This is a genomic window from Agromyces binzhouensis, from assembly GCF_042672355.1.
GTDB classification, from domain to species: Bacteria; Actinomycetota; Actinomycetes; order Actinomycetales; family Microbacteriaceae; genus Agromyces; species Agromyces binzhouensis.
On record NZ_JBHXVJ010000001.1, the window covers coordinates 1 to 20558 of the forward strand.

The window sequence follows — 20558 nt, forward strand, 5'->3', positions numbered from 1 at the left end:
TCCTCGTCGAGGACGGCCGCGTCGCCTGGGTCGGCCCCGCCGCGCATGCGCCGGCGGACGCCGACGTCGAGGTCGTCGACCTCGGCGGGCGCGCCGTGGTCCCGGGCTTCGTCGACAGCCACACCCATCTCGTCTTCGGCGGCGACCGCGCCGAGGAGTTCGCGGCGCGCATGTCCGGACATGCATATGAAGCCGGCGGCATCCGCTCGACGGTCGCGGCCACGCGCGCAGCGACCGACGACGAGCTGCGCACTCGCCTGGCGGCATTGGTCGCCGAGCTGCGCCGCCAGGGCACCACGACGTTCGAGGTCAAGACGGGATACGGGCTCAGCGTCGACGACGAGGCGAGGCTCGCCCGACTCGCGGCCGAGGTCACCGACGAGGTCACATTCCTCGGTGCGCATGTGGTGCCGTTCGAGTACCGCGAACCGGATGGGCCGGGCGCCGACGCCTACGTCGACCTCGTCGTCGGCGAGATGCTCGAGGCCTGCGCGCCCCACGCGCGGTGGGTCGACGCATTCTGCGAACGCGGCGCGTTCACGGCCGAACAGTCCCGCCGCGTGCTCGAGGCGGGGCGCGCTGCGGGCCTCGGAGTGCGCGTGCACGGCAACCAGCTCGGCGACGGGCCGGGCGTCGCGCTTGCGGTCGAGCTCGGCGCGGCGTCCGTCGACCACTGCACCTACCTCTCAGACGAGGACGTCGCCGCCCTGGCCGGCTCGTCGACGGTCGCGACGCTGCTGCCGGGCGTGGAGTTCTCGACGCGCCAGCCCTACCCCGACGCGCGCCGGCTCATCGACGCGGGCGTCACCGTCGCCCTCGCGAGCGACTGCAACCCGGGCTCGAGCTTCACGAGCTCGATGCCGTTCTGCATCGCGGTCGCGGTGCGCGACATGGGGATGACGCCGGCCGAGGCGGTGTGGGCGTCGACCGCCGGAGGTGCGCTCGCGCTCCGGCGGTCCGACGTCGGCGCGCTCCGGCCGGGCATGCACGCCGACCTGGCTGTGCTCGATGCGCCGAGCAGCATCCATCTCGCGTACCGCCCGGGCGTGCCGATCGTCACGCAGACGTGGAAGGACGGGCGCCGGGTCGCCTGACCGCGCGCGACGTGGGCGTCACTCGTCGTCGGTGCGGCGGAGCCGTCGGCGCGCCGAGAGCAGCGTCACCTCGGGATGGGCCGCCACGAGCCGTTCGGCGCGATCGAGCACCTCGGTCACGCGGTCCGCCGCCGATCCCGCCACCGCGACGCCGAGCTCGACCCGCCGGTGCAGGTCATGCGCCCCGACCTCGGCGACCGAGGCCTCGGTCGCTCGCCGGAGCTCGGCGAGGATGGGCCGCACGATCGAGCGCTTCTGCTTGAGCGAGTGGACGTCGCCCAACAGCACGTCGAACTCGATCCAGCCGATCCACATCCGGACAGCATCCCACGACCACCCGCAGGCGACGAGCGCGCCCGTCGCGGGCGGGCTGGGCGGACCGGCGTCACGGCTCGGGCCGTCCGTCCCGTGGCATCCGGCTCCGCAGGAGCACGATGGACTCGGGGACTCCTCGAGGAGGTGGGGATCATGGATCTCGCCATCGACCGCGCTGCCGGAACCGAGCAGGTCCGCATCTGGGCCGGGCTGCAGGGGTTCGTGAGCATCGCGGCGCTCGTCGCGCTCGTCCTGTTCTTCGTGCTCGCGACGCCGTTCTCGACCCCGCACTCCAGGTGGTCGTGGCTCGGCCCCGTGAACGACTGGCTCGCGGTCATCGGCGCCCTGCCGTGGATCGTCGCGATGGTGCTGCTGGCCCGGTACGTCGTCGCCGGACCATGGCTGTGGGCGCTCACCGTGCTCGCCTGCGTCGGTGCCGCCGCCATCGCGATCGTGACGGTGCTCATGCTCGCCGGCGTGGCCGACCTGCTGGCACAGTCGATCGTCGCGGCCGCGGCGACGGTCGTCGCGTTCACCTGGTCGGCCGTCGTGTCGGCGGCAGCGCGCGATGCCGGCGTGCTGCCGGCCTGGCTGATGTCCTTCGCCATCGCCATGATCGCGGCGTTCGCGGTGGGCGCGATCGTGGGCGGCATCGCATCGGTCGTCGCGGAGGGGTCGGTGCTCCGCCCGACGCTGCTCGGGGTCGCCGTCGCGATCGGCGGCCTGGCGTGGGTCGCGTTCCCGATCTGGTGGCTCGCGGTCGCCTCGACCGTGACGTGATGCGGATCGGATCCGCGATCCGCTCCGTCGCGGGGCCTTCCCACGATGCTCCCGTCTCGACCGGTCGGCGTGGCGCCCGGGACCGGCGCGGGCGCGTCCGACCCTCTGGTCTCGGGCGCCCGAGTCTGCGAGACTCGGCCGGGGGAAGGTGCAGCGACGCAGCTGCGCAGCGACAGGGGGTCCGCCATGTTCCGGAAGGTGTTCGCATCGATCGCCGCGGTGAGTGCGGCGACCCTGGTGGTGGCGGGTTCGGCCTCGGCCGCCGTACCCACCTTCGAGTCGACGGCGACCTCGCGCGAGATGGTCGTCACCGCGAACCCGCTCGCGACGGAGGCCGGCGAACGGGTCCTTCGATCCGGCGGCAGCGCGGTCGACGCGATGATCGCGGCGCAGACCGTGCTCGGCCTCGTCGAACCCCAGTCCAGCGGCATCGGCGGCGGCGCGTTCGTGGTCTACCACGATGCGGCGACCGGGACGACGACCACCTTCGACGCCCGCGAGAAGGCGCCGTCGGCCGCGACCGAGGACCGCTTCCTCGGCCTGGGATTCTTCGCAGCCTGGCAGAGCGGGCTCTCGGTGGGCGTGCCCGGCGTGCCGCGGCTCCTCGAGGACCTGCACGAACGGTACGGCGAGCGGCCGTGGCAGACACTGTTCAACCCGGCCAAGGCCCTCGCCCAGGACGGCTTCGCGCTCACCCAGCGGACCTCATCGCAGGCGGCGAGCCTGCTCGCGCTCAACGCGTCGTGCACCGACCGGCTGTTCTTCCGCGACCCCGCCGCCCTCGCCTACTTCGCCGACGCGGCGACGTGCGAGGCGAAGCCGGCCGGGACGATCGTCACCAACCCCGAGTACGCCGACGTGATGAAGGCCCTCGCCAAGGGCGGCGCCGACGCCTTCTACGAGGGGCCGATCGCCGAGGCGATCGCGGACGCGGTCCAGTCGGACCCGGCCATCCCCGGCGACATGACGACCGCGGATCTCGCCGCCTACGACGTCGTCGAGCGCGACCCGGTGTGCCTGGACTATCGCGGCAACGAGGTCTGCGGCATGGGGCCGCCCTCGTCCGGCGGCCTCGCCGTCGGCCAGATCCTCGGGATCCTCGAGAACTTCGACGTTTCGGGCGCGGGCGCCGGCGACCCGCTCGACGACGAGGTCGTCCACCTGTTCACACAGGCGGGCCGCCTCGCCTTCGCGGACCGCAACCTCTACGTCGGCGACCCCGACTTCGTGACCGTCCCCGCGGCCGGGATGCTCGACGAGGCCTACCTCGCGTCGCGGGCCGCCCTCATCACCGACGCCGACATGGGCACTGCCCTCCCGGGCACCCCGCCCGGCGAGTTCGACCCGACCGCGCCCGACGAGACCGCGAAGACGAGCGGCACCAGCCACATCTCGATCATCGACCGCTGGGGCAACGCGCTCTCGATGACGACGAGCGTCGAGAGCTCCTTCGGCAACGGCGTCATGGTGCACGGGTTCCTGCTCAACAACCAGCTCACCGACTTCTCGTTCGCCCCGGTCGCGGGCGACGGGACGCCGATCGCCAACCGCGTCCAGCCCGAGAAGCGTCCGCGCAGCTCGATGTCGCCCACGATCGTGTTCGACGCCACGGGCGCGGTCGAGCTGGTGACCGGATCGCCCGGCGGTTCGCGGATCATCGGCTACACCGCCCAGTCGATCGTCAACCACGTCGACTTCGGCCTCGACCCGCAGTACTCGATCGCCGTCCCGCACTACCAGAACCGCAACGGGTCGACCGAGATCGAGACGCCGGTGCCCGGCGTGACCCTCGACTACGACGCCGCCGCGCTCGCCGCGCAACTCCAGGCCCGTGGCCACAACGTATCGATCGCGACCCTGGAGAGCGGTCTGTCGATCATCGAGGTGACCCCAGACGGCCTCCTCGGCGGCGCCGACCTCCGCCGTGACGGGACGGTCGGCGGCCGCTGACCCCACCCCTACGACCGGATGGCCGCGACCACCGCGGCACCTCGGCCGTGCTCGCTCCACCGAGCTCGTCCTGTCTCCCGGTAGGAGTTCGACCGCAGAGGAACGCTCGTTCCGTGCAGCACAGGCCGGATGCCGCTGTGCCTCTGCTGCACAGGTCGACCGCGTGCCGCTTCACCGGGGAGCTGCAGTCGGACAGCTGGCGCGAGGGGACGTTCGACCCGTCCTCGGAGCGTGCGTTCCGCGTACCCTGACGGCATGTGGACCGCGATCGTAATCCTGCTCGTCGCGTGGGCGATCCTCTCGATCGTGGGCTTCGTCTTCGAGGGCCTCCTGTGGCTGGGCATCATCGGCATCGTGCTGTTCGTCGGGACGCTGATCGTGGGGTTCATCCGCCAGAGCGCCCGGAACCGCAAGGCAGAGTCGTGAGGTGCGCGCCGCCTGCCCGGACCGGCGGCGGCTGAGCCGTTGCCGGGTGGGAACGTCGTCACCATCGGCGGGTGCGAAGCCCGTTGGACCCACCGAAACCGACGACGATCGCCGCCGTCCATCCCCGGCTGAGGCGTCGCTATCGCTCGCCGCGCCGCCGCCGATCCAGCCCGAGATGGCCTGCGGGGCGACGACGAGAGTGAAGTCGTACGGAACCCTGGAGCGAATGGCGCTCAGGAACCCGCGCTCATGCTGAGACGCGTTCCTTCACCGCAGCATGGCCGGCTGGGACGGCCTCGTCGGCTTTCTTGACCCGGGTGGCTGATGGGAAGATCAGGATCGGGGCCGGCTCGTCGACGATGCGGAGCCCGCGGAGACTGGTCGCAGTCTTGCTCAGGGCCTCCAGCCAGTCACGGTTGATCGCGGCGTGGAACTCCGACTCGTATTCGAATCGGAGCGGGATCGACGAGTCCATCCAAAGGGAATGGGCGATGCCACCCTCGCTGTCGGGTGCGGTGAGGGCCAGGGCGAAGCGTTCGTTGCGCCGGAGCTTGCTGTAGATGACGAGTTCGAGGTGCGCCAGCGTGCGATCGTCGATGACGACCCTGTGCGAGTCGAATCCGTAGTAGATGATGCCCATGTCGTCTCCAGGGTCGTGTTGGCATTCGGCCAGTCGACCAGGGTCCGGGGGCAACTGTTCGGATAGTACGTCAGCGCAGGTCGCCCCACAATGCGATCGTCGGGCAGAGACCGGTCGGAAATCCGCGCGCGGCGGTCGACGGGAGAGGACTACTTGGCTCTGGCTCGAGCGGTTGCCGGCAGGGTGAGGGCGCGTTCGGCCACTTCCTCGGCGACGGTGCTGAGTTTGAGTTGATGGTGACGGGCGTAGTCGCGGAGGATCGTGAACGCGGTGTGCATGTCGACGCCGGTCTGCGCGGCGATCACGCCTTTGGCCTGCTCGATGATGACCCTGCTGTCGAGGGCGCGCTGCAGTTGGTCGGCCACCAGTGTCGAGTCCCGCAGGGAACGTTCCTGCAGGATGCCGATCGTGGCGACATCGGCCAGGGCTTGTGCGACGGCGACATCCGACTCGCTGAGCTCGCCGGTGGCGCCGCTGAAGAGTCCCATCGCGCCGATCGTCTGCCCGCGCAACCGCATCGGGAAGGCGTGCATCGACTGGAACCCCTGCCCGGTCGCGGCGGCACGGAACGCCGGCCACCGATCTTCCACGGACATGTCCGGGATGGTGACGCCCGCGCCGGTCTGGAACGCTTCCATGCACGGCCCCTCACCCGCGTCGAGTTGGATGACTTCCACGAACTCGGCCGCCTCGTTGGTGGACGCGACCAGCTGCAAGGTTCCCTCCGTGTCGGCGATCAGTAGCCCCCCGGCATCGGAATCGACCAGGATGACGCATTCCTGCGCCAGCGTGTCGAGCAGGTCGACCACGTCGTAATCGTCGATCAACGTGTCCGCCACCTTCACGAACGCAGCGCTGAGCCGGGCATCCCGGGATCGTTCGGCCATCATCATCGTCCTTCGCCCAGTCTGCTGCACATCATGCAGTCTCGCTATCTGTCGGGTCGTCAGTGAAGTCGAGAACCCCGGCGACCACATCACGAGCCACCTCGTCCACGCTTCGGCCGGCCGCGTACGCGTGCCCGCGAAGGCGGGCGAACGCGTCCGTGACCGACGTGTCCAATTGGACCGCCATCATGCCGGTCGCCTGGTGGACCTGGCGTCGCGTCCCCGCGACCAGCTCATCTCGTCCCTCGCCGTCGGCGTCCGCAGCCGCGTAGGCTGCCGCCTTCCCCGCGATCGCTCCGGCAAGCGCGGCAGCGTGGGCGAGGTCGAGGTCGGAGAGGTCACCCGGCGACAGTCGGTGCAAGTCCACGACGCCCACGGTCACCGCCCCGATGCGCAGCGGGAACGAGAACACCGCCCTCGCCTCGGTCTGCACGACAGCCTGCCCGAACATGGGCCATGCCGAGTGATCGGCCGATCGCACGTCGGCCACCAGTACGGGCTTTCGACTCTCGAGCGCCCGATAATGCGGCCCCTCCCCGAGGTCGAACTGGAGCTGCTCGAGACGGGTGGCCAGCGCATCGCTGGAAGAGACCGTGGAATGGCTCCCAGCAACCGTCACCACGGACACCGACGCGCCATCGACGGGCAGGCGCGCCAGGAAACTGGCGTGCAACGGAACGGGCTGCAGCGGGCCGGATGCGCCGGCACCACTTCCAGTGCCCACCATCAGCCTCCTCGCCCTCGAAACCAGCAGAGGACGCACACTCGTTCTGCCGGGCCGCGCGGACCCGGCGTCCTGGTCGTGACTCTACAGGCCCAAGCTCCCAGCGGCCGCGGATCGGGTTGCGTCGTCACGCTCGTCCCTAGATGGCCCGTCGCTGCGCGATGAGGGGGCAGTCGAATGGGTCGCGCTCGCCGAGACCGACACGATCGATGTACCGCAGGACGACACCGTAGGACTGGAACAGCCCGGTCTCCGTGTAGGGGATGTCACGCTCCCGGCAATAGGCCTTGACGATCGGGGCGGCACGACGCAGGTGCGGTCGCGGCATCGATGGGAAGAGGTGGTGTTCGACCTGGTAATTGAGGCCGCCCATGAGGGTATCGATGACGCGGCTCCCGCGAATGTTCCTGCTCATGAGGACCTGGCGTCGGAGGAAGTCGAGTCGTGCGGTCCTCGGTACGAGCGGCATGCCCTTGTGGTTGGGGGCGAAGGACGCTCCCATGTACACGCCGAAGACGGCGAGCTGCACCGCGAGGAACGCGGCCGCGACTCCTGGCGACAGGATGATGAACACCAGCGCGACGAAGCCGCCGAGCCGGACGCTGAGGAGGAGGATCTCCACCCAGCGCCGGTCCACCTGTTCACGCTTGAGGACGCGAGCGACGCTCGACGCGTGCAGGGAGAGCCCTTCGAGGGTCAGCACCGGGAAGAAGAACAGACCCTGGTGGGCGATGAGCCACGCGGTCACCGGATTGCGCCGGCGTCCCGCCTGTTCGGGCGTGAAGGAGATGACGGGCAGCTCGAGGTCGGGATCGGTGCCGACCTTGTTGGGGTTCGCGTGGTGGCGTGTGTGCTTGTGCCGCCACCATCCATAGCTCATCCCGACGAAGAGATCGCCGAGAAGCAGGCTGATCCAATCGTTCCACCGCCCTGACAGGAAGATCTGTCGATGGGCGGCGTCGTGACCCAGGAAGGCGATCTGGGTGAAGAGGATACCGAAGCCGACGGCCGTGAACATCTGCCACCACGTGTCGCCGAGTACGACGAAGAGCACGATCGCGCCGGCGAGGAGCACCGGTACGAGGATGAGTTTCGCCCAGTAGTAGCCGTACCGGCGTCGCATCAACCCGGCCTCTTGGATGAGCATGGCGAGACCCGAGAAATCACTGGCCTGCCCGGCCCGGTCAACGGCAGCCGAACCGGCGGGTGTGGTCCGGACCATGGAATACCGGCCTTTCGAATCGTGGTGGCCGGGGTCCGGGGCCGAGATGTGCGGAGGAATGTGTGATCAGGCCGGGACACGGTGCTTTCTGTCGTCGGCTGATCCGGCGGCGAGGAGCGCGTCCTCGACCGAGGTCGGAGGCGCGGGGACGTTGCGAAGCCGTTCGGCGTCGACGCTGACTGCGCCAGCGCACGCGACCATCCTCGGTTCACGTCGTGGCATGCCGAGGCGGCGAACTCGAAACGAACCGGGTCAGCGGTGTCGACCTCGAGCGCATACCCGTCCGGGCCGGACACGAGCTTGCCCATGAGATCCCCCAGCCGTGAGCGAATGACTTTCAGCGGCCGGGATCTGGGGCAACTGCTAGGGAAGGTACTCCGCCGCCTCTACCGACGACAGGGGGTGACGTCCTCCGCAGCGCGTGTTACGATCCGGCGCCGCGACCGGCGCACGAGGCGGGCGGGTGTTCTGGTCGAGGTACCTCCCGAACGTGTCCGGTGGTCGTTCGGGACTGCTCGCCGGCGCCGTGGGCCTCGTTGCGCCCGATGCGTCGGCGTCGTTCGAGTGGTTCGCGGGACGACGCGCTGCCCGCTCGCCGGCATGTGCGGAGAGGGACCAGGAGGCCGCGATGGTCGGCTGGCGGGCTAGAGAGATGGTGCGGGCGGGCCTGCGTTCGTATCGGCGCGCCAGGGCGAGCGCCAGTCCGCGGCCGGCCAGCCATCCATGATGTAGATGCGCTCGTGGGCGATCTTGTCGTCCCTGAACTCGATGAGATTGACGGTGTACATCCACGGGTCCCCGTTGTAGCTGATCAGGTTCTCCGCCACCACGAAGTCATCGCGGTGGGTGATCCGCCGAATGTGGAACCTCAGCTTCGCGGGGTACTGGCTGCGCCATTCCTTGAAGTTCTTCAGGCCCTCGAAGCGCTCCCCCGACTGCGGGAACTCGAGCACGGCATCGTCGTGATAGATCTCATGACAGGGAGCGCACCGAGTTGGCCGACGCCCAGTCGTGACCGAGGCGGAACTCGCTCCCGGTGTCATCGCCTGGGCATCGCTCGAGCCGGTTCGTGGTCGGGAGCAGGGTGGCCACAGGCCGGTGCTGGTGATCGCCTCCGCCGGATACCTGGACGCGGTCACGACCCTCGCGATCGTGCTGCCGATCACGACCACCGACCGCGGATGGCCCAACCACGTCCGGGTCGACGGGCACAGCGGTCTCGATCGGCCGTCATGGATCATGACCGAGCAACCGCGAACCCTCTCGCGTGACCGGCTGACGAGGATCTCGGGTCAGGTATCGCCCGAGTGCCTCGAAGCCGTGCGGATGTGGCTCGGTGACTTCCTCGATCTCTGACCACGACCGGCACCCGACATCATCCGCGGCCTCCACGTCGCGCTGAGGGATCCTGTGCGCCTAGCGTGGCGATTCAATTCGACGCCAGCGGAGCGCCCCGCGAGTACACGATGGTCGGCATCCCGTTCGACGACGGACCGACCCGCGTCTCCCGATAGGAGGAAGCCGTCCACATCATCCGCGCTCTGCATCGCGGGGACACGGTGACCCAGTCCGGCCGGTTCTACCACCTCGACGAAGCCGAGCTCCTCTTGGAGCCCGTGGAGCAGCCGATCCCGCTGCTCCTCGGCGGCGGCGGCCCCCACATGACCCGCTTCGCCGCCCGCAACGCCGACATCATCGGGTTCGTGCCTCGCTCACTGCCCGACGGCGGACTCGACCCCGCCGAGTCCGCCGTGCACGCTCTTGGTTCGCCTTGAACCAGCGCGACCGTGGGCACCATCACCTGCCCCGCGGTGCGCTGTCAGTTCCTCTCTACGCGGGCGACGGGCTCATTCTCCTGCTGCAGCGGTACGGAAGCGGGCGCGCCGGCCCGCGCCGGCTCGTTCGCCTTGCTGAGCTGGATTCCGACCAGGATGAGCCAGAGGACCACGAGCGGACCGGAGACTCGCAGCAGCAGGAGAGCGGACTCCGTGAAGCCGCCACCGAGGGAGGCGCCAGCCATCCCGAGCGCGACGATGAAGCCGACCCATTGAGACACGCCGCTCTGCCTCAAGCTCGCACCGAAGAACCACGTGGCGGCGGCAAGATGGATGCCCCAGCGAAGCGGATTGATGATCTCTGCGCTCGTGCTGTACAGCGTCAGCATCAAGATCATGTTGTCGACGACGACCCAGACGTAGCCCGACGCGGTCGCCCAAGCCGGAGCCGGAAGGGCGGAGATCACGGGCAACAGCGCGAAGTGGAATGCCAACCCGGCGAACACATACACGATCACGCTTGGCGGTGGTGAGCCTTCGAACTCATTCTGCACTCCCGGACCGATGATCACGATCATCCCGAGAACAAAGAAGAGTGCGGCAGCGAAAGCGGACGTGGAGGCGATGGTGTGGCTGATGCTGTTCCGATCGCTGGGTGTCGTCTTGCTTCGGCGTCTGCCCGCGAGTGCAGCGGCGATTCCGATCGCGAGGGTCGCGACGCCGATCAGGAGAGACGTGACGGCTGGCCCGGCGTGATCGATGAACATCCATGGCGTCGGCTCGCCTCGGGCTTCTGAGATGATCCAGAAGCCCGCAGCCTGGACGAGAGAGAGCGCGCCGATCGTCCACATCACGATCGCCGCGGCCACCCACCATCGGTTGGTTCTGATGCCCTCCATCGTCTGTTCCCCTTCTTCCGGCTTCGCACAGCGGACCTTGTGGCGGTCGTTGGGGCAGCGATCCCATGATCAGCACTTCTTGAAATGAAGCATGCTCCTTGAATTGCCACGTAGTTCAGAGCTTAGAGTATGACTTCACTGAGTACAATGAGCTCATGTCATCGACTTCGTCGCGGAAGCCAAGTCTGCGTGAGTTGCAGAAGGAGGCGGGTCGCGCGCACATCTCCGAAGCGGCGGGACTGCTGTTCCTGCAGGAGGGCTACGCGAAGACCACCGTTCGAGACATCGCCCGGGCCGCCGGCGTCGCGGAGGGGACGATCTACAACCTCTTCGGCGACAAGGCGACGCTTCTCATCGAGGCGCTCAAGCGTCGGCTCATCGAGGCGCTCAAGAATCGGGCGCCGTCGGCACCACACGATCTCCAAACGATCCTCGCGGGGATGGATGCCGCGGCCACCGGCTCGGACATCATCGACCGCTTCGTCGAGCACGACCTCGAGGTGGCAATGCAGGCCACAGGAATGGCCAGGCTCCTGCTCGAGGCTGCCGCTCTCGATCCGATCGTCGCCGAGCACTGGCGCCGCCAGGAAGAGGCCCGATTCGAATCGCAGCAATGGATCATCGACGTGCTCGAGCAACGAGGATTTCTGCGGGAGGACCGCCCCCGGGAGGAGCTGGCCAGATTCCTGTGGATGACCGTATCGCCGGAGACCTGGGTCAAGGTCATTGACAGCGGCATCTCGCGCGACGTGCTCCAAGAGTGGAAGGCAGAGACGCTCAAGTCCGTGCTCCTGAAGGCAGACTAGACACCGCCTACGAGGATCATGGCAGGTCGGCCGGGAGATCGGGATACCTCGACCGCGGCCTCAGGGTTTCAGCTGTGCGCCGCGCCGAGTTCGCCCTTGCGGTCGAGGACTTCATACGACCCCGGACGCTTTCGACGCCACACGAAATACAGCACCGCCGGCTGGATGATGCGCAAGCTCGACTATGAGGATCTCCGGCCAACTGTCGGCAGATTGCCTCGGGGCCGTGCGGATGTGGCTGGGGGATTTCCTCGACCTCTGACGACGGCCCGGCATCACCCTCGACTTCCCGTCCGCTGAGTGATCGTGGATGCGCGCTGCAGGGTCGTCGAGCCAGGTTGGGGACCGCTCGATGTTCTCGTCCGACCGGTGATCGGGTGGGCCACGGCGTGGAGTTACGACCGGCTCCGGATCTGGCTCGAGCAAGGTGCGCCGCCGGAGCGTTGGCCGCTGGCGAGCGCGGCCTGTGATGAGTGAGGTTCGGCGCGGCCCGTGGTGGACCGTGCCGTTCCTGCAGATCGGCCAGCGGCGAAGGTTCGACCGACGACGATCCTGGTCGGCTGGGGGGCTAGAGAGATGGTGCGGGCGGGTCTGCGTTCGTATCGGCGCGCCAGGGCGAGCGCCAGTCCGCGGCCGGCCAGCCATCCATGATGTAGATGCGCTCGTGGGCGATCTTGTCGTCCCTGAACTCGATGAGATTGACGGTGTACATCCACGGGTCGCCGTTGTAGCTGATCAGGTTCTCCGCCACCACGAAGTCATCGCGGTGGGTGATCCGCCGAATGTGGAACCTCAGCTTCGCGGGGTACTGGCTGCGCCATTCCTTGAAGTTCTTCAGGCCCTCGAAGCGCTCCCCCGACTGCGGGAACTCGAGCACGGCATCGTCGTGATAGATCTCATGCGAGATGTCGTAGTCCTTGCCCTCGTAGTCCCAGTGGCGTTCCAAGGCCACGAGCAGGTCCGGTTCGCTGAGCATCTGCACCACACTCCTCACGGTCCGTCTGCGCTGACGCCGTCGGGTTCGCGGCCACCCGGTGCACTGCCGCGCGCCCCACGTGACTGCCGTGTCACCGCACCCCGGCACGCGCCAGTGTCCTCCCCGGAACGGCAGCACGCAAGGGGGACGGCCGCAGGCCCGACAGTGGACCTCCGGAATCCAGCCTCGTGGCGACGAAGGCGTCGCCATCGCGGCAGGCCGCCATGGCCCGTCGAAGCCCGGCCGTCCGCGATTCGTTCCGGTCGGCTAGCGCCGCACCTCGATCGCGGTGACCCCGCCGAAGTCGATCCAGGCGCGCTCGCCGGTGTCGACGAGCACCGCGAGCACGTTGTCGCACGTCGCGCACCGCACCACCGTGCCCGCGCCGCTGACGTAGACCATCGCCCGAGCGAGTTCGGCGACGGTGCCGCAGGCCCTGCAGCGGCCGGTCGCCGTCGTGATGTCGAAGGAGAAGAAGTCGGCGAGCGGTCCGGCGATCGCGTTGCCGTCGACATGGCCGGTCATCAGGTGCCTCCGAAGCGCTCGGTGCGGATGTCGCGGGGATCGTGCCCGAGCTCGATGAGCCAGGCCGCGACCTGCTCGACGAAGCCCGTCGATCCGCAGACGAACACGACGGGTCGATCGGCCGCGGGGATCACCGCCGCCTCGAGCTGCTCGCGCGTGATCCTGCCCGGCGGCGTGGGCCAGCCGTCCGGGGCGCGGCGCGAGTAGATCACCTCGAACCGGAACGGCGAGCGCGCGTCGGCCAGTGCTGCGAGTTCGTCGGCGAAGTACACGTCGTCGGGCGTTCGCACGGCGTACAGCAACCGGAACGGCGTCGGGTCGTCGGCATCGGCGTGGGCCTGCGCCATGGCGAAGAGCGGGACGACGCCGGACCCGCCGGCGATGAGCTGCACCGGGCGGGCATCGCCACCCATCGACGGCGGCCGCCACACGAAGAACGCCCCGAGCGGCCCGTGCACCTCGAGCATGTCGCCCGCGCGCAGGACCTCGACGAGGAACGGCGAGACTTCGCCGTCGGGCAATTCGTCGACCGCGAGGACGACCCGGGAGCCGGCACCCGACGAGGCGATCGAGTACGACCGAGTCGCCGTGTAGCCGTCCTCCGCCGTGAGGCGCACGTCGAGGTGCTGTCCGGCGGCGTTGCCCGGCCAGCCGTCGACGTCGAGCTCGATCCGCGCGGCGCTGGGGGTCTCCCGCCTGGTGCGGGCGACGGTCGCGACGTGCCATCCCGCGCGCGACACGGGGGGAGCAGCGCTCACCAGTACCGCTCCTCCTTCCACGGGTCGCCCCGCAGGTGGTACCCGTTCTGCTCCCAGAACCCGGGTTCGTCGTCCTCCATCATCTCGAGCCCCCGCACCCACTTGGCGCTCTTCCAGAAGTAGAGGTGCGGCACGAGCAGCCGCGCCGGCCCGCCGTGCTCGGGATCGAGCGGCTCGCCGTCGAACTCGAACGCGATCCAGGCCTTGCCGTCGAGCAGGTCCTCGAGCGGCACGTTCGTCGTGTAGCCGCCGTAGCTGTGCGCCATCGTGAACGCGTAGTCGGTGTCGACGTCCTCGAACAGCGTGTCGAGGGCGACCCCGCGCCATCCGGTGCCCAGCTTCGACCAGTGCGTGACGCAGTGGATGTCGGTCGTGACGTCCTCGATCGGCAACGCCATCAACTGGTCCCAGTTCCAGGAGTGCTGGGCGCCCGACTCGGTGCGGATCGTGAACTCCCACTCCGCGGTGTCGACCTCCGGCGTCGGACCGGCCGACAGCACCGGGAAGTCGCCCACGAGCGTCTGCCCCGGGGGCAGCCGATCGTCGCGCTCGCGTGAACGTCCTGAGAAGCCCCTCGTGATGAACGACATGGCGCCCCCTCCCCCATCGGTCTCACGATAGTGACGGCGGGCACGGATGTCACCGGTCGATCCGCTTCGTCATCTTCACGAAACGTGAGACGGGCGCGCACCGGCGGTGCGCTGCGTAGGGTGGGGACATGGCTGCCATCGCGCTCGGCATCCCGGCCGTCCGCCGGGGTGGCTCCGACGTGCCGTCGATGGCGGGCCGACCGGATGTCGCGGGGCTCGTCGACCGCTTCGGGCGCGTCGCGCACGACCTCCGGATCTCGATCACGTCGGCGTGCTCGCTGCGCTGCACGTACTGCATGCCGGCCGAGGGCCTGCCGGTGATCCCCCGTGACGAGCTCCTGTCCGCAGCCGAGATCGGTCGCCTGGTCGGCATCGCGGTGCACGAGCTCGGCGTCCGCGAGGTGCGCTTCACCGGCGGCGAGCCGCTGACGCGCGGCGACCTCGTCGAGATCGTGCGGCGCAGCGCCGAGGCGGCACCGGGCACGCCGCTCGCGCTGACCACCAACGGGATCGGCCTCGACAAGCGCGCCGAGGCGCTGCGCGACGCGGGGCTCTCGCGCGTGAACGTCTCCCTCGACACCCTCGACCGCGAGCACTTCGCCCGCCTGACGCGGCGCGATCGACTGCCCGCCGTGCTCGCAGGGATCGCCGGCGCCCACCGGGCGGGCCTCGGGCCGCTGAAGGTCAACGCGGTGCTCATGCGCGAGACGCTCCACGACGCCCCCGCGCTGCTCGAGTGGGCGATCGAGCACGGGTGCCGGCTCCGCTTCATCGAGCAGATGCCGCTCGACGCCGACGAGGCGTGGCGACGCGAGCACATGGTCGACGCCGAGGAACTGCTCGCGGTGCTCGGCGCGCGCTTCGCGCTCACGCCGGTCGGACGCGAGGACCCGGCGGCGCCCGCCGAGGAATGGCTCGTCGACGGCGGCCCCGCGACGGTCGGCATCATCGCGTCGGTGACCCGCCCGTTCTGCGGCGCGTGCGACCGGACGCGGCTGACCGCGGAGGGCTCGGTCCGTTCGTGCCTGTTCGGCGACGACGAGACCGACCTGCGGGGACTGCTGCGCGCGGGCGCGGGAGACGACGAGATCGCCGAGGTCTGGCGCGCGGCGATGTGGGCGAAGAAGGCGGGCCACGGCATCGACGACGTCGACTTCGTGCGACCGGTCCGGACGATGGGGGGCATCGGTGGCTGACACGGCGACGACCGGAACGACGACCGTGCTCGTGCGCTACTTCGCTGCGGCGGCCGAGGCGGCCGGAGCCGAGGAGGAGCGGATCGACATGCCGGGCGACGGCGGCGCCGCCACGGTGGGCGCCCTCGCCGACCTGCTCGTCGCGCGCTACGGTCCGGCGATGGCGCGCGTGGTCGCGAATGGCTCGTTCCTCGTCGACGGCGTGGTGCGCCGCGACCGCGCGGCCTCGATCGGCGCGCAGGTCGACGTGCTGCCGCCGTTCGCGGGCGGCTGATCGCCGAGCCGGACGACGCCGGCCGTCAGAGGTTCACCCACTCGCTCGTGCCGCCGTCGAGGTGCTGCCGCTTCCAGATCGGCGTGCGCTCCTTGATCCGGTCGACGAGCAGGGCGCACGCGGCGAACGCCTCGGCACGATGCGGTGCGGCGACGGATGCCACGAGGGCGACGTCCCCGATCCCGAGCGCGCCGACGCGGTGCGCGGCCGCGACCGCGAGGCCCGTCTCGTGCGCGACCTCGGTGCACGTCTCGCGCAGGAACCGCTCCGCGTCGGGGTGCGCCGAGTAGTCGAGCGCCGACACGGTCTCGCCGTGGTCGTGGTCGCGGATGACGCCCTCGAACGTGACGAGCGCGCCGTCGCGCCGCGAGAGCACGAAGGCCTCGACGGCCGCGCGGTCGAGCGGCGCGTCGGTGACGACGGCGTAGACGTCGGGGGCGACGCGCGGCGTCGCGGAGTCGGACGGCGGACCCTGCTCAGGCATGCGGGGCTCCCCCGTGTTCCATCCGCTCGGACTCGCCGACGGGCTCGTCGCCCCCGGCGCCGGCGATCGGACGGCCCGCGTGGTCGCCGCCGGCGACCTGGTCGACGAGGTGCGGGAGGAGCTCGTCGAGCACGGCCAGGCCGTCGGCGACCCCTCCGCGTGAGCCGGGGAGGTTGACGACGATCGTGCGGCCGGCCACGCCGGCGAGGGCACGGCTCAGTGCCGCCGTCGGCGTCGCGGCGCGACCCGCGGTGCGGATCGCCTCGGCGACGCCCGGCAGCTCCCGGTCGATGACGGCGTGCGTCGCCTCGGGCGTGCGGTCCGTCGGGCTCACGCCCGTGCCGCCGGTGGTGAGCACGACGGCGGGCTGCTCGTCGACGGCGGCGCGGAGCGCCTCCGCGATGTCGGCATCGGCGACCACGCGCGGCTCGGCCGCGTCGAATCCGCGCGAGCCGAGCCATCCGGCGATCACCGGGCCCGTCGTATCGACGGCGGTGCCGGCCGCGGCGCGGGTCGACGCGACGAGCACGATCGCCCGCCGCGAGGCGCCATCCGATGCGAGCGCATCGTGCTCGGGCGACGCCAGCGCGTCCGCCCGCCAGACGCCCCGCTTGCCGCCGCGCTTCTCGACGAGCCGGATGCCGCCGAGCTGCGCGGCCGGGTCGACGGCCTTGACCATGTCGTGCAGGGTGAGGCCTGCCACGGCCACGGCGGTCAGCGCCTCCATCTCGACGCCCGTGCGACCCGTGGTCGACGCGGTCGCGCGGATCGTCACGGCGGCCTCCTCGAAGCCGAACTCGATCGACACGGCGTCGAGCGGCACGATGTGCGCGAGCGGGATGAGCTCGCTCGTGCGCTTGGCCGCGGAGATGCCGGCGATGCGGGCGGTCGGCAGTACGTCGGCCTTCTTCAGCCCGTCGGACTGCACGAGGCCGACGACCTCGGCCGTGGTGTCGAGGCGACCCGCCGCGATCGCGATCCGGCGCGTCACGGGCTTGCCGCCGACGTCGACCATGCGTGCGCGGCCGTCGTCGTCGAGGTGCGTGAGCTCGCTCATAGGAACACGGTATCGACCAGGTCGCCGGCCGCCAGGGCCTCGACGTCATCGGGGATCACGATGAGCAGCTCGGATGCCGCGAGCGCGGCGACGAGGTGCGAGCCCGGTCCGCCGACGGCCAGGGCGAGCCCTCCCTCGGTGCGGGTCCCGCGCAGGAACTGTCGCTTCCCGGGGACGGAGCGCACGGCGTCGGCGAGGGGCATCCGCTCGGTGCGGGCCGGCGGCAGCCCGGCGATCGCGCGCAGCGACGGCGCGACGAAGAGCGCGAACGAGAGTTGCGCGCTGACCGGGTTGCCGGGGAAGCCGATGAGCGGCACCCCGCGGTACACGCCGGTGGCCTGGGGTCCGCCGGGCTGCATGGCGACCGAGCCGACCCACGCGCCGAGCGGCTCGATGAGCTCTCGCACGACCTCGTACGCGCCCTGCGAGATCCCGCCGCTCGTGAGGACGAGCTCGGCCCCCGCGTCGATCGCGGCGTCGAGTTCGGCGCGGAGCCGGGCGACCTCGTCGCGGACGCGTCCGGCGTGCACGACGACGGCCCCGCACGCGGCGACCGCTGAGCGCAGTGCGATGCCGTTCGCGTCGGGAAGTTCGCCCGGTCCGAGCGGTGCGCCCGGTTCGACGAGCTCGCTGCCCGTGCTGATCACGGCGACGCGGACGCGCTCGCGAACGAGCAGCTCGGTGAGTCCCGAGGCCGCGGCCGCGGCGAGGTGACGCGGCGCCAGCCGGATGCCCGCGGGCAGCACGTCGTCGCCGGCGACGAGGTCGGACCCGGCCGCGCGGACGTACTCGCCCGCCGAGCGGGAACGGAGGACGCGCACGAGCTCGGAACCGTCGATCGCCTCCGTGTCCTCGACCGGGACGACCGCGTCGGCCCCCTCCGGCACCGGCGCTCCGGTCATGATCCGCACGGCGGTCCCGGCCGCGAGCGGAGCCGGCGTACCGGGGGCCGCCGCCGACTCGCCGACGACCGGAAGCTCGACGGGCGCGCCCGCGACGTCCGCCGCCCGCACCGCCAGGCCGTCCATCTGCGCGTTCCGGAAGGGCGGGAGGTCGATCGGCGACTCGACGGGCGAGGCGGTGATGCGCCCGAGCGCATCGCCCACTGCGACCCGCTCCGTCGGCCGGGCGCCGAGCGGGGCGAGCAGGGACCGCACGAACCGGGCGTGCTCGTCGAACGGGATGCGCGTCATCAGTACCTCGTCAGTTCGGGGTCGACGGTGAGCGACCACGCGTCGATGCCGCCGGTCAGGTTGCGCACCTCGGCGAACCCCGCGGCGATGAGGTGCTCGGCGGCGAGCCGCGAGCGCACGCCGAGGTGGCAGTACACGACGACGGATGCCGCGGGGTCGAGCTCCCTCGTGCGGGCGCCGAGCTCGTGCAACGGGATCAGGATCGAGCCGGCGATCGCGACCAGGTCGGCCTCCCACGGTTCGCGCACGTCGAGCAGCAGCGGGGGCGCGCCCGAGGCGAGCTCCGCGGCGAGCGCGGCCGCGTCGACCTCGCCGGGCGCGGAGGGCGCGGAGGGCGCGCTCGCCCCGGCGTGCGCCGGCACCGCGGGCGGCTGAGGCGCGGGCGCGTCATCCGCCCGCGCGTACACGATCTCGCGAGTGCGACCGGCCAGCGCGTCGTAGACCGCCACCCGTCCGAGCAGGGGCTCGCCGAGTCCGGTCAGCAGCTTCAGCACCTCCCCGGCCATGAGCCCGCCGGTCACGGTGCAGACGGTGGGGAGGATGCCGTCGACCTCGCAGCTCAGCCCCGCGTCGGCCGGCGGCTCGGGGAAGAGGTCGCGGTACGAGACGCCCCGCGCCTCCCACGACACCCCGACCTGGCCGGAGAACCTCGCGGCCGAGCCCCAGACGAGCGGGATCCCGGCGCGCGCGGCCGCGTCGTCGGCGACATACCTCGTGAGGATGTCGTCGGTGCCGTCGACCACGAGATCGGCGCCGGAGAGCAGGTCGTCGGCGTTGCCCGCATCGAATCGCGCACAGAACGGCCGGACCTCGGCGTCGGGCGCGAGGAGCAGTGCGGCATCCGTCGCGGAGTCGACCTTGGCCCGCCCGACGTCGGCGTCGTGGTGCAGCGTCTGGCGGTGGAGGTTGGTCGGCTCGACCACGTCGTCGTCGACGAGCGTGAGGCGCCCCACGCCCGCCGCGGCGAGCGCGGGGACCACGGCGCTGCCGAGCCCGCCCATGCCGAGCACCACGACGTGGGCTCCGGCGAGTCGGCGCTGGCCTGCCCCGCCCACGCCCGGGAGCACGCGCTGCCGCGCGAACCGCGGCGAATCGGGATCGATGGGCATGGCTCGATTCTTCCAGCAGGGCTAGGCCATCGGGCCGCCCGAGGCAATCCCTGTCGTCCTCACAGGAAGGCCGCCTAGCGTCGAGGGTCAGGCCGTGCCGGCGGGGTGGCGCGGTCCGAGCACCGCAAGACACCGACTTCCGGGTCTTGCGCGCTGCGAACGAATGCGGGAGCGTGATGAGGGGGCCTCGATGAGCCGCACGACAGGAGCACCGCCCGGCGCCGGGCCGGACCGGTCGCGAGACCGGTCGACCGACGTGATGCGCCTGATCCGCGACCTCGTCCCGCAGCGCCCGCGCTTCCTGCGCGGACCGCGCATCCCGGATGGGGTGCGCTCCCCCGTCATCGTCACGGAGCGCCTCACGCTGCGCCCGCACCGGCTGGCCGATGCCGCCGCCTGGTACGAGCTGCAGTCGGATCCGGCGGTGGTCGAGCACCTCTCGTGGCCGTTGCGGACGCGCGCCGAGTCGTTCGTGCACCTGCTCAACCGGACGCACCACAGCCGGCTCGAGCAGCGCGACGACTTCCTCGCCCTCGCGGTGCTCCTCGACGACCAGCTGATCGGCGATGCGTCGCTGCACCTGCGCTCGCTCGATCCGGCCGCACGTCGGGTCGAGGTCGGCTGGGTGATCGGTCCGCGGTGGCAGGGCAGGGGCTACGCCTCCGAGGCGGGACTCGCGATGCTCGGGCTGGCGTTCGGCCAGCTCAGGGCGTCGGTCGCCGAGGCGCACATGACGCCCGGCAACGCCGCCTCGAAGGCGCTCGCCGAGCGGCTCGGCTTCGAGGAGGTCGGGAACGACGGCACGACGCGCGTGCTGGCCATCGACGCGGAACGGTACGCGGCACTGCACGGCAGCTGACCCGGCGACGATCGTGCGC

Annotated in this window: 24 protein-coding genes and 1 pseudogene; 10 read left to right on the plus strand and 15 right to left on the minus strand. The window is 70.8% G+C overall.

What is annotated here, in order from left to right; genetic code table 11:
* Positions 1-1094, plus strand: a 1094-nt coding sequence (hutI, locus tag ACFVHK_RS00005; RefSeq protein ID WP_376927028.1) for an imidazolonepropionase, incomplete at its 5' end; no start/stop codon positions are given.
* A gap of 18 nt (positions 1095-1112) precedes the next feature.
* Here hutI and ACFVHK_RS00010 read toward each other — a convergent pair.
* A complete protein-coding gene (locus ACFVHK_RS00010) occupies positions 1113-1409 on the minus strand; it encodes a DUF503 domain-containing protein (protein WP_129233245.1) in 297 nt (98 codons plus the stop codon).
* 153 nt (positions 1410-1562) lie between these two features.
* On the opposite strand from ACFVHK_RS00010, the gene ACFVHK_RS00015 reads away from it, so the two are divergent.
* From ACFVHK_RS00015 to ACFVHK_RS00025, 3 genes are all read left to right on the plus strand, one after another.
* Positions 1563-2189 carry a hypothetical protein gene (locus ACFVHK_RS00015; protein WP_376927029.1) on the plus strand — a complete coding sequence of 209 codons (627 nt, stop codon included), beginning with the start codon at positions 1563-1565 and terminating at the stop codon, positions 2187-2189.
* A 186-nt stretch (positions 2190-2375) separates the two neighbouring features.
* Complete coding sequence (gene ggt / locus ACFVHK_RS00020; RefSeq protein WP_376927030.1) at positions 2376-4139, plus strand: gamma-glutamyltransferase; 1764 nt, start codon at positions 2376-2378, stop codon at positions 4137-4139.
* 255 nt (positions 4140-4394) lie between these two features.
* Positions 4395-4565: a hypothetical protein gene (locus ACFVHK_RS00025; RefSeq protein ID WP_165307231.1), complete on the plus strand. Its 171-nt coding sequence runs from the start codon at positions 4395-4397 to the stop codon at positions 4563-4565.
* A 247-nt stretch (positions 4566-4812) separates the two neighbouring features.
* Here ACFVHK_RS00025 and ACFVHK_RS00030 read toward each other — a convergent pair whose 3' ends face one another.
* From ACFVHK_RS00030 to ACFVHK_RS00050, 5 genes are all read right to left on the minus strand, one after another.
* Positions 4813-5205 (minus strand): DUF7882 family protein, encoded by a 393-nt coding sequence (locus ACFVHK_RS00030; RefSeq protein WP_129233243.1) that lies wholly within the window; start codon positions 5203-5205, stop codon positions 4813-4815.
* Positions 5206-5354: 149 nt separating this feature from the next.
* Positions 5355-6092: a GAF and ANTAR domain-containing protein gene (locus ACFVHK_RS00035; protein WP_129233242.1), complete on the minus strand. Its 738-nt coding sequence runs from the start codon at positions 6090-6092 to the stop codon at positions 5355-5357.
* A 31-nt stretch (positions 6093-6123) separates the two neighbouring features.
* Positions 6124-6819 (minus strand): GAF and ANTAR domain-containing protein, encoded by a 696-nt coding sequence (locus ACFVHK_RS00040; protein WP_376927031.1) that lies wholly within the window; start codon positions 6817-6819, stop codon positions 6124-6126.
* 136 nt (positions 6820-6955) lie between these two features.
* Positions 6956-8038, minus strand: coding sequence for a fatty acid desaturase family protein (locus ACFVHK_RS00045; protein ID WP_376927032.1), 1083 nt, complete (start codon positions 8036-8038; stop codon positions 6956-6958).
* 644 nt (positions 8039-8682) lie between these two features.
* The gene (locus ACFVHK_RS00050; protein ID WP_376927033.1) at positions 8683-9081 is read right to left on the minus strand and encodes a nuclear transport factor 2 family protein; all 399 of its coding nucleotides are present in this window, start codon (positions 9079-9081) and stop codon (positions 8683-8685) included.
* Between ACFVHK_RS00050 and ACFVHK_RS00055 the strand changes: the two genes are divergently transcribed.
* Positions 9050-9394: a type II toxin-antitoxin system PemK/MazF family toxin gene (locus ACFVHK_RS00055; protein ID WP_376927034.1), complete on the plus strand. Its 345-nt coding sequence runs from the start codon at positions 9050-9052 to the stop codon at positions 9392-9394. The two genes, ACFVHK_RS00050 and ACFVHK_RS00055, sit on opposite strands and share 32 nt — an antisense overlap.
* Positions 9395-9564: 170 nt before the next feature.
* Positions 9565-9813: pseudogene (locus ACFVHK_RS00060) on the plus strand (LLM class flavin-dependent oxidoreductase); the annotation flags it as partial.
* 44 nt (positions 9814-9857) lie between these two features.
* Here ACFVHK_RS00060 and ACFVHK_RS00065 read toward each other — a convergent pair.
* Positions 9858-10712 carry a hypothetical protein gene (locus tag ACFVHK_RS00065; RefSeq protein ID WP_376927035.1) on the minus strand — a complete coding sequence of 285 codons (855 nt, stop codon included), beginning with the start codon at positions 10710-10712 and terminating at the stop codon, positions 9858-9860.
* A 155-nt stretch (positions 10713-10867) separates the two neighbouring features.
* Here ACFVHK_RS00065 and ACFVHK_RS00070 point away from each other — a divergent pair, with 155 nt between their 5' ends.
* Positions 10868-11518, plus strand: coding sequence for a TetR/AcrR family transcriptional regulator (locus tag ACFVHK_RS00070; protein ID WP_376927036.1), 651 nt, complete (start codon positions 10868-10870; stop codon positions 11516-11518).
* A 568-nt stretch (positions 11519-12086) separates the two neighbouring features.
* On the opposite strand, the gene ACFVHK_RS00075 is transcribed toward ACFVHK_RS00070, so the two are convergent.
* From ACFVHK_RS00075 to ACFVHK_RS00090, 4 genes are all read right to left on the minus strand, one after another.
* Positions 12087-12494, minus strand: coding sequence for a nuclear transport factor 2 family protein (locus ACFVHK_RS00075; RefSeq protein WP_376927637.1), 408 nt, complete (start codon positions 12492-12494; stop codon positions 12087-12089).
* 267 nt (positions 12495-12761) lie between these two features.
* A complete protein-coding gene (locus ACFVHK_RS00080; RefSeq protein WP_207206982.1) occupies positions 12762-13019 on the minus strand; it encodes a DUF6510 family protein in 258 nt (85 codons plus the stop codon).
* Positions 13019-13777 (minus strand): FAD-binding oxidoreductase, encoded by a 759-nt coding sequence (locus tag ACFVHK_RS00085; protein WP_376927037.1) that lies wholly within the window; start codon positions 13775-13777, stop codon positions 13019-13021. Before ACFVHK_RS00085 ends, ACFVHK_RS00080 begins: the two co-directional genes overlap by 1 nt.
* Positions 13774-14367: a sulfite oxidase-like oxidoreductase gene (locus ACFVHK_RS00090; protein ID WP_129233237.1), complete on the minus strand. Its 594-nt coding sequence runs from the start codon at positions 14365-14367 to the stop codon at positions 13774-13776. Before ACFVHK_RS00090 ends, ACFVHK_RS00085 begins: the two co-directional genes overlap by 4 nt.
* A gap of 128 nt (positions 14368-14495) precedes the next feature.
* Here ACFVHK_RS00090 and moaA point away from each other — a divergent pair, with 128 nt between their 5' ends.
* Together moaA and ACFVHK_RS00100 are read left to right on the plus strand one after the other, a co-directional pair.
* Positions 14496-15563 (plus strand): GTP 3',8-cyclase MoaA, encoded by a 1068-nt coding sequence (gene moaA / locus ACFVHK_RS00095; RefSeq protein ID WP_376927038.1) that lies wholly within the window; start codon positions 14496-14498, stop codon positions 15561-15563.
* On the plus strand, positions 15556-15837 hold the full coding sequence (locus ACFVHK_RS00100) for a MoaD/ThiS family protein (RefSeq protein WP_376927039.1): 282 nt from the start codon (positions 15556-15558) through the stop codon (positions 15835-15837). Before moaA ends, ACFVHK_RS00100 begins: the two co-directional genes overlap by 8 nt.
* A 25-nt stretch (positions 15838-15862) precedes the next feature.
* Here the strand turns inward: ACFVHK_RS00100 and ACFVHK_RS00105 are convergent, their stop codons facing one another.
* Genes ACFVHK_RS00105 through ACFVHK_RS00120 form a run of 4 tightly spaced genes read right to left on the minus strand, consistent with a single transcriptional unit; the run spans position 15863 to position 19680 of the window.
* Positions 15863-16321 carry a molybdenum cofactor biosynthesis protein MoaE gene (locus ACFVHK_RS00105; protein ID WP_129233235.1) on the minus strand — a complete coding sequence of 153 codons (459 nt, stop codon included), beginning with the start codon at positions 16319-16321 and terminating at the stop codon, positions 15863-15865.
* On the minus strand, positions 16314-17378 hold the full coding sequence (gene moaCB / locus ACFVHK_RS00110) for a bifunctional molybdenum cofactor biosynthesis protein MoaC/MoaB (protein ID WP_376927040.1): 1065 nt from the start codon (positions 17376-17378) through the stop codon (positions 16314-16316). The genes ACFVHK_RS00105 and moaCB overlap by 8 nt, the downstream gene beginning before the upstream one ends.
* A complete protein-coding gene (locus ACFVHK_RS00115; RefSeq protein WP_376927041.1) occupies positions 17375-18571 on the minus strand; it encodes a molybdopterin molybdotransferase MoeA in 1197 nt (398 codons plus the stop codon). Before ACFVHK_RS00115 ends, moaCB begins: the two co-directional genes overlap by 4 nt.
* Positions 18571-19680 carry a ThiF family adenylyltransferase gene (locus tag ACFVHK_RS00120; RefSeq protein ID WP_376927042.1) on the minus strand — a complete coding sequence of 370 codons (1110 nt, stop codon included), beginning with the start codon at positions 19678-19680 and terminating at the stop codon, positions 18571-18573. Before ACFVHK_RS00120 ends, ACFVHK_RS00115 begins: the two co-directional genes overlap by 1 nt.
* Before the next feature lie 190 nt (positions 19681-19870).
* On the opposite strand from ACFVHK_RS00120, the gene ACFVHK_RS00125 reads away from it, so the two are divergent.
* Complete coding sequence (locus ACFVHK_RS00125) at positions 19871-20539, plus strand: GNAT family N-acetyltransferase (RefSeq protein ID WP_376927043.1); 669 nt, start codon at positions 19871-19873, stop codon at positions 20537-20539.
* The last annotated feature ends 19 nt before the right edge of the window (positions 20540-20558 follow it).

What these genes read in the sequence shown, in the direction of transcription:
- ACFVHK_RS00010 (WP_129233245.1), bottom strand. Translation starts at nt 1,409, where the DNA reads ATGTGGATCGGCTGGATCGAGTTCGACGTGCTGTTGGGCGACGTCCAC.
- ACFVHK_RS00015 (WP_376927029.1), top strand. Translation starts at nt 1,563, where the DNA reads ATGGATCTCGCCATCGACCGCGCTGCCGGAACCGAGCAGGTCCGCATC.
- ggt (WP_376927030.1), top strand. Translation starts at nt 2,376, where the DNA reads ATGTTCCGGAAGGTGTTCGCATCGATCGCCGCGGTGAGTGCGGCGACC.
- ACFVHK_RS00025 (WP_165307231.1), top strand. Translation starts at nt 4,395, where the DNA reads ATGTGGACCGCGATCGTAATCCTGCTCGTCGCGTGGGCGATCCTCTCG.
- ACFVHK_RS00030 (WP_129233243.1), bottom strand. Translation starts at nt 5,205, where the DNA reads ATGGGCATCATCTACTACGGATTCGACTCGCACAGGGTCGTCATCGAC.
- ACFVHK_RS00035 (WP_129233242.1), bottom strand. Translation starts at nt 6,092, where the DNA reads ATGGCCGAACGATCCCGGGATGCCCGGCTCAGCGCTGCGTTCGTGAAG.
- ACFVHK_RS00040 (WP_376927031.1), bottom strand. Translation starts at nt 6,819, where the DNA reads ATGGTGGGCACTGGAAGTGGTGCCGGCGCATCCGGCCCGCTGCAGCCC.
- ACFVHK_RS00045 (WP_376927032.1), bottom strand. Translation starts at nt 8,038, where the DNA reads ATGGTCCGGACCACACCCGCCGGTTCGGCTGCCGTTGACCGGGCCGGG.
- ACFVHK_RS00050 (WP_376927033.1), bottom strand. Translation starts at nt 9,081, where the DNA reads ATGACACCGGGAGCGAGTTCCGCCTCGGTCACGACTGGGCGTCGGCCA.
- ACFVHK_RS00065 (WP_376927035.1), bottom strand. Translation starts at nt 10,712, where the DNA reads ATGGAGGGCATCAGAACCAACCGATGGTGGGTGGCCGCGGCGATCGTG.
- ACFVHK_RS00070 (WP_376927036.1), top strand. Translation starts at nt 10,868, where the DNA reads ATGTCATCGACTTCGTCGCGGAAGCCAAGTCTGCGTGAGTTGCAGAAG.
- ACFVHK_RS00075 (WP_376927637.1), bottom strand. Translation starts at nt 12,494, where the DNA reads ATGCTCAGCGAACCGGACCTGCTCGTGGCCTTGGAACGCCACTGGGAC.
- ACFVHK_RS00080 (WP_207206982.1), bottom strand. Translation starts at nt 13,019, where the DNA reads ATGACCGGCCATGTCGACGGCAACGCGATCGCCGGACCGCTCGCCGAC.
- ACFVHK_RS00090 (WP_129233237.1), bottom strand. Translation starts at nt 14,367, where the DNA reads ATGTCGTTCATCACGAGGGGCTTCTCAGGACGTTCACGCGAGCGCGAC.
- moaA (WP_376927038.1), top strand. Translation starts at nt 14,496, where the DNA reads ATGGCTGCCATCGCGCTCGGCATCCCGGCCGTCCGCCGGGGTGGCTCC.
- ACFVHK_RS00105 (WP_129233235.1), bottom strand. Translation starts at nt 16,321, where the DNA reads ATGCCTGAGCAGGGTCCGCCGTCCGACTCCGCGACGCCGCGCGTCGCC.
- moaCB (WP_376927040.1), bottom strand. Translation starts at nt 17,378, where the DNA reads ATGAGCGAGCTCACGCACCTCGACGACGACGGCCGCGCACGCATGGTC.
- ACFVHK_RS00115 (WP_376927041.1), bottom strand. Translation starts at nt 18,571, where the DNA reads ATGACGCGCATCCCGTTCGACGAGCACGCCCGGTTCGTGCGGTCCCTG.
- ACFVHK_RS00120 (WP_376927042.1), bottom strand. Translation starts at nt 19,680, where the DNA reads ATGCCCATCGATCCCGATTCGCCGCGGTTCGCGCGGCAGCGCGTGCTC.
- ACFVHK_RS00125 (WP_376927043.1), top strand. Translation starts at nt 19,871, where the DNA reads ATGAGCCGCACGACAGGAGCACCGCCCGGCGCCGGGCCGGACCGGTCG.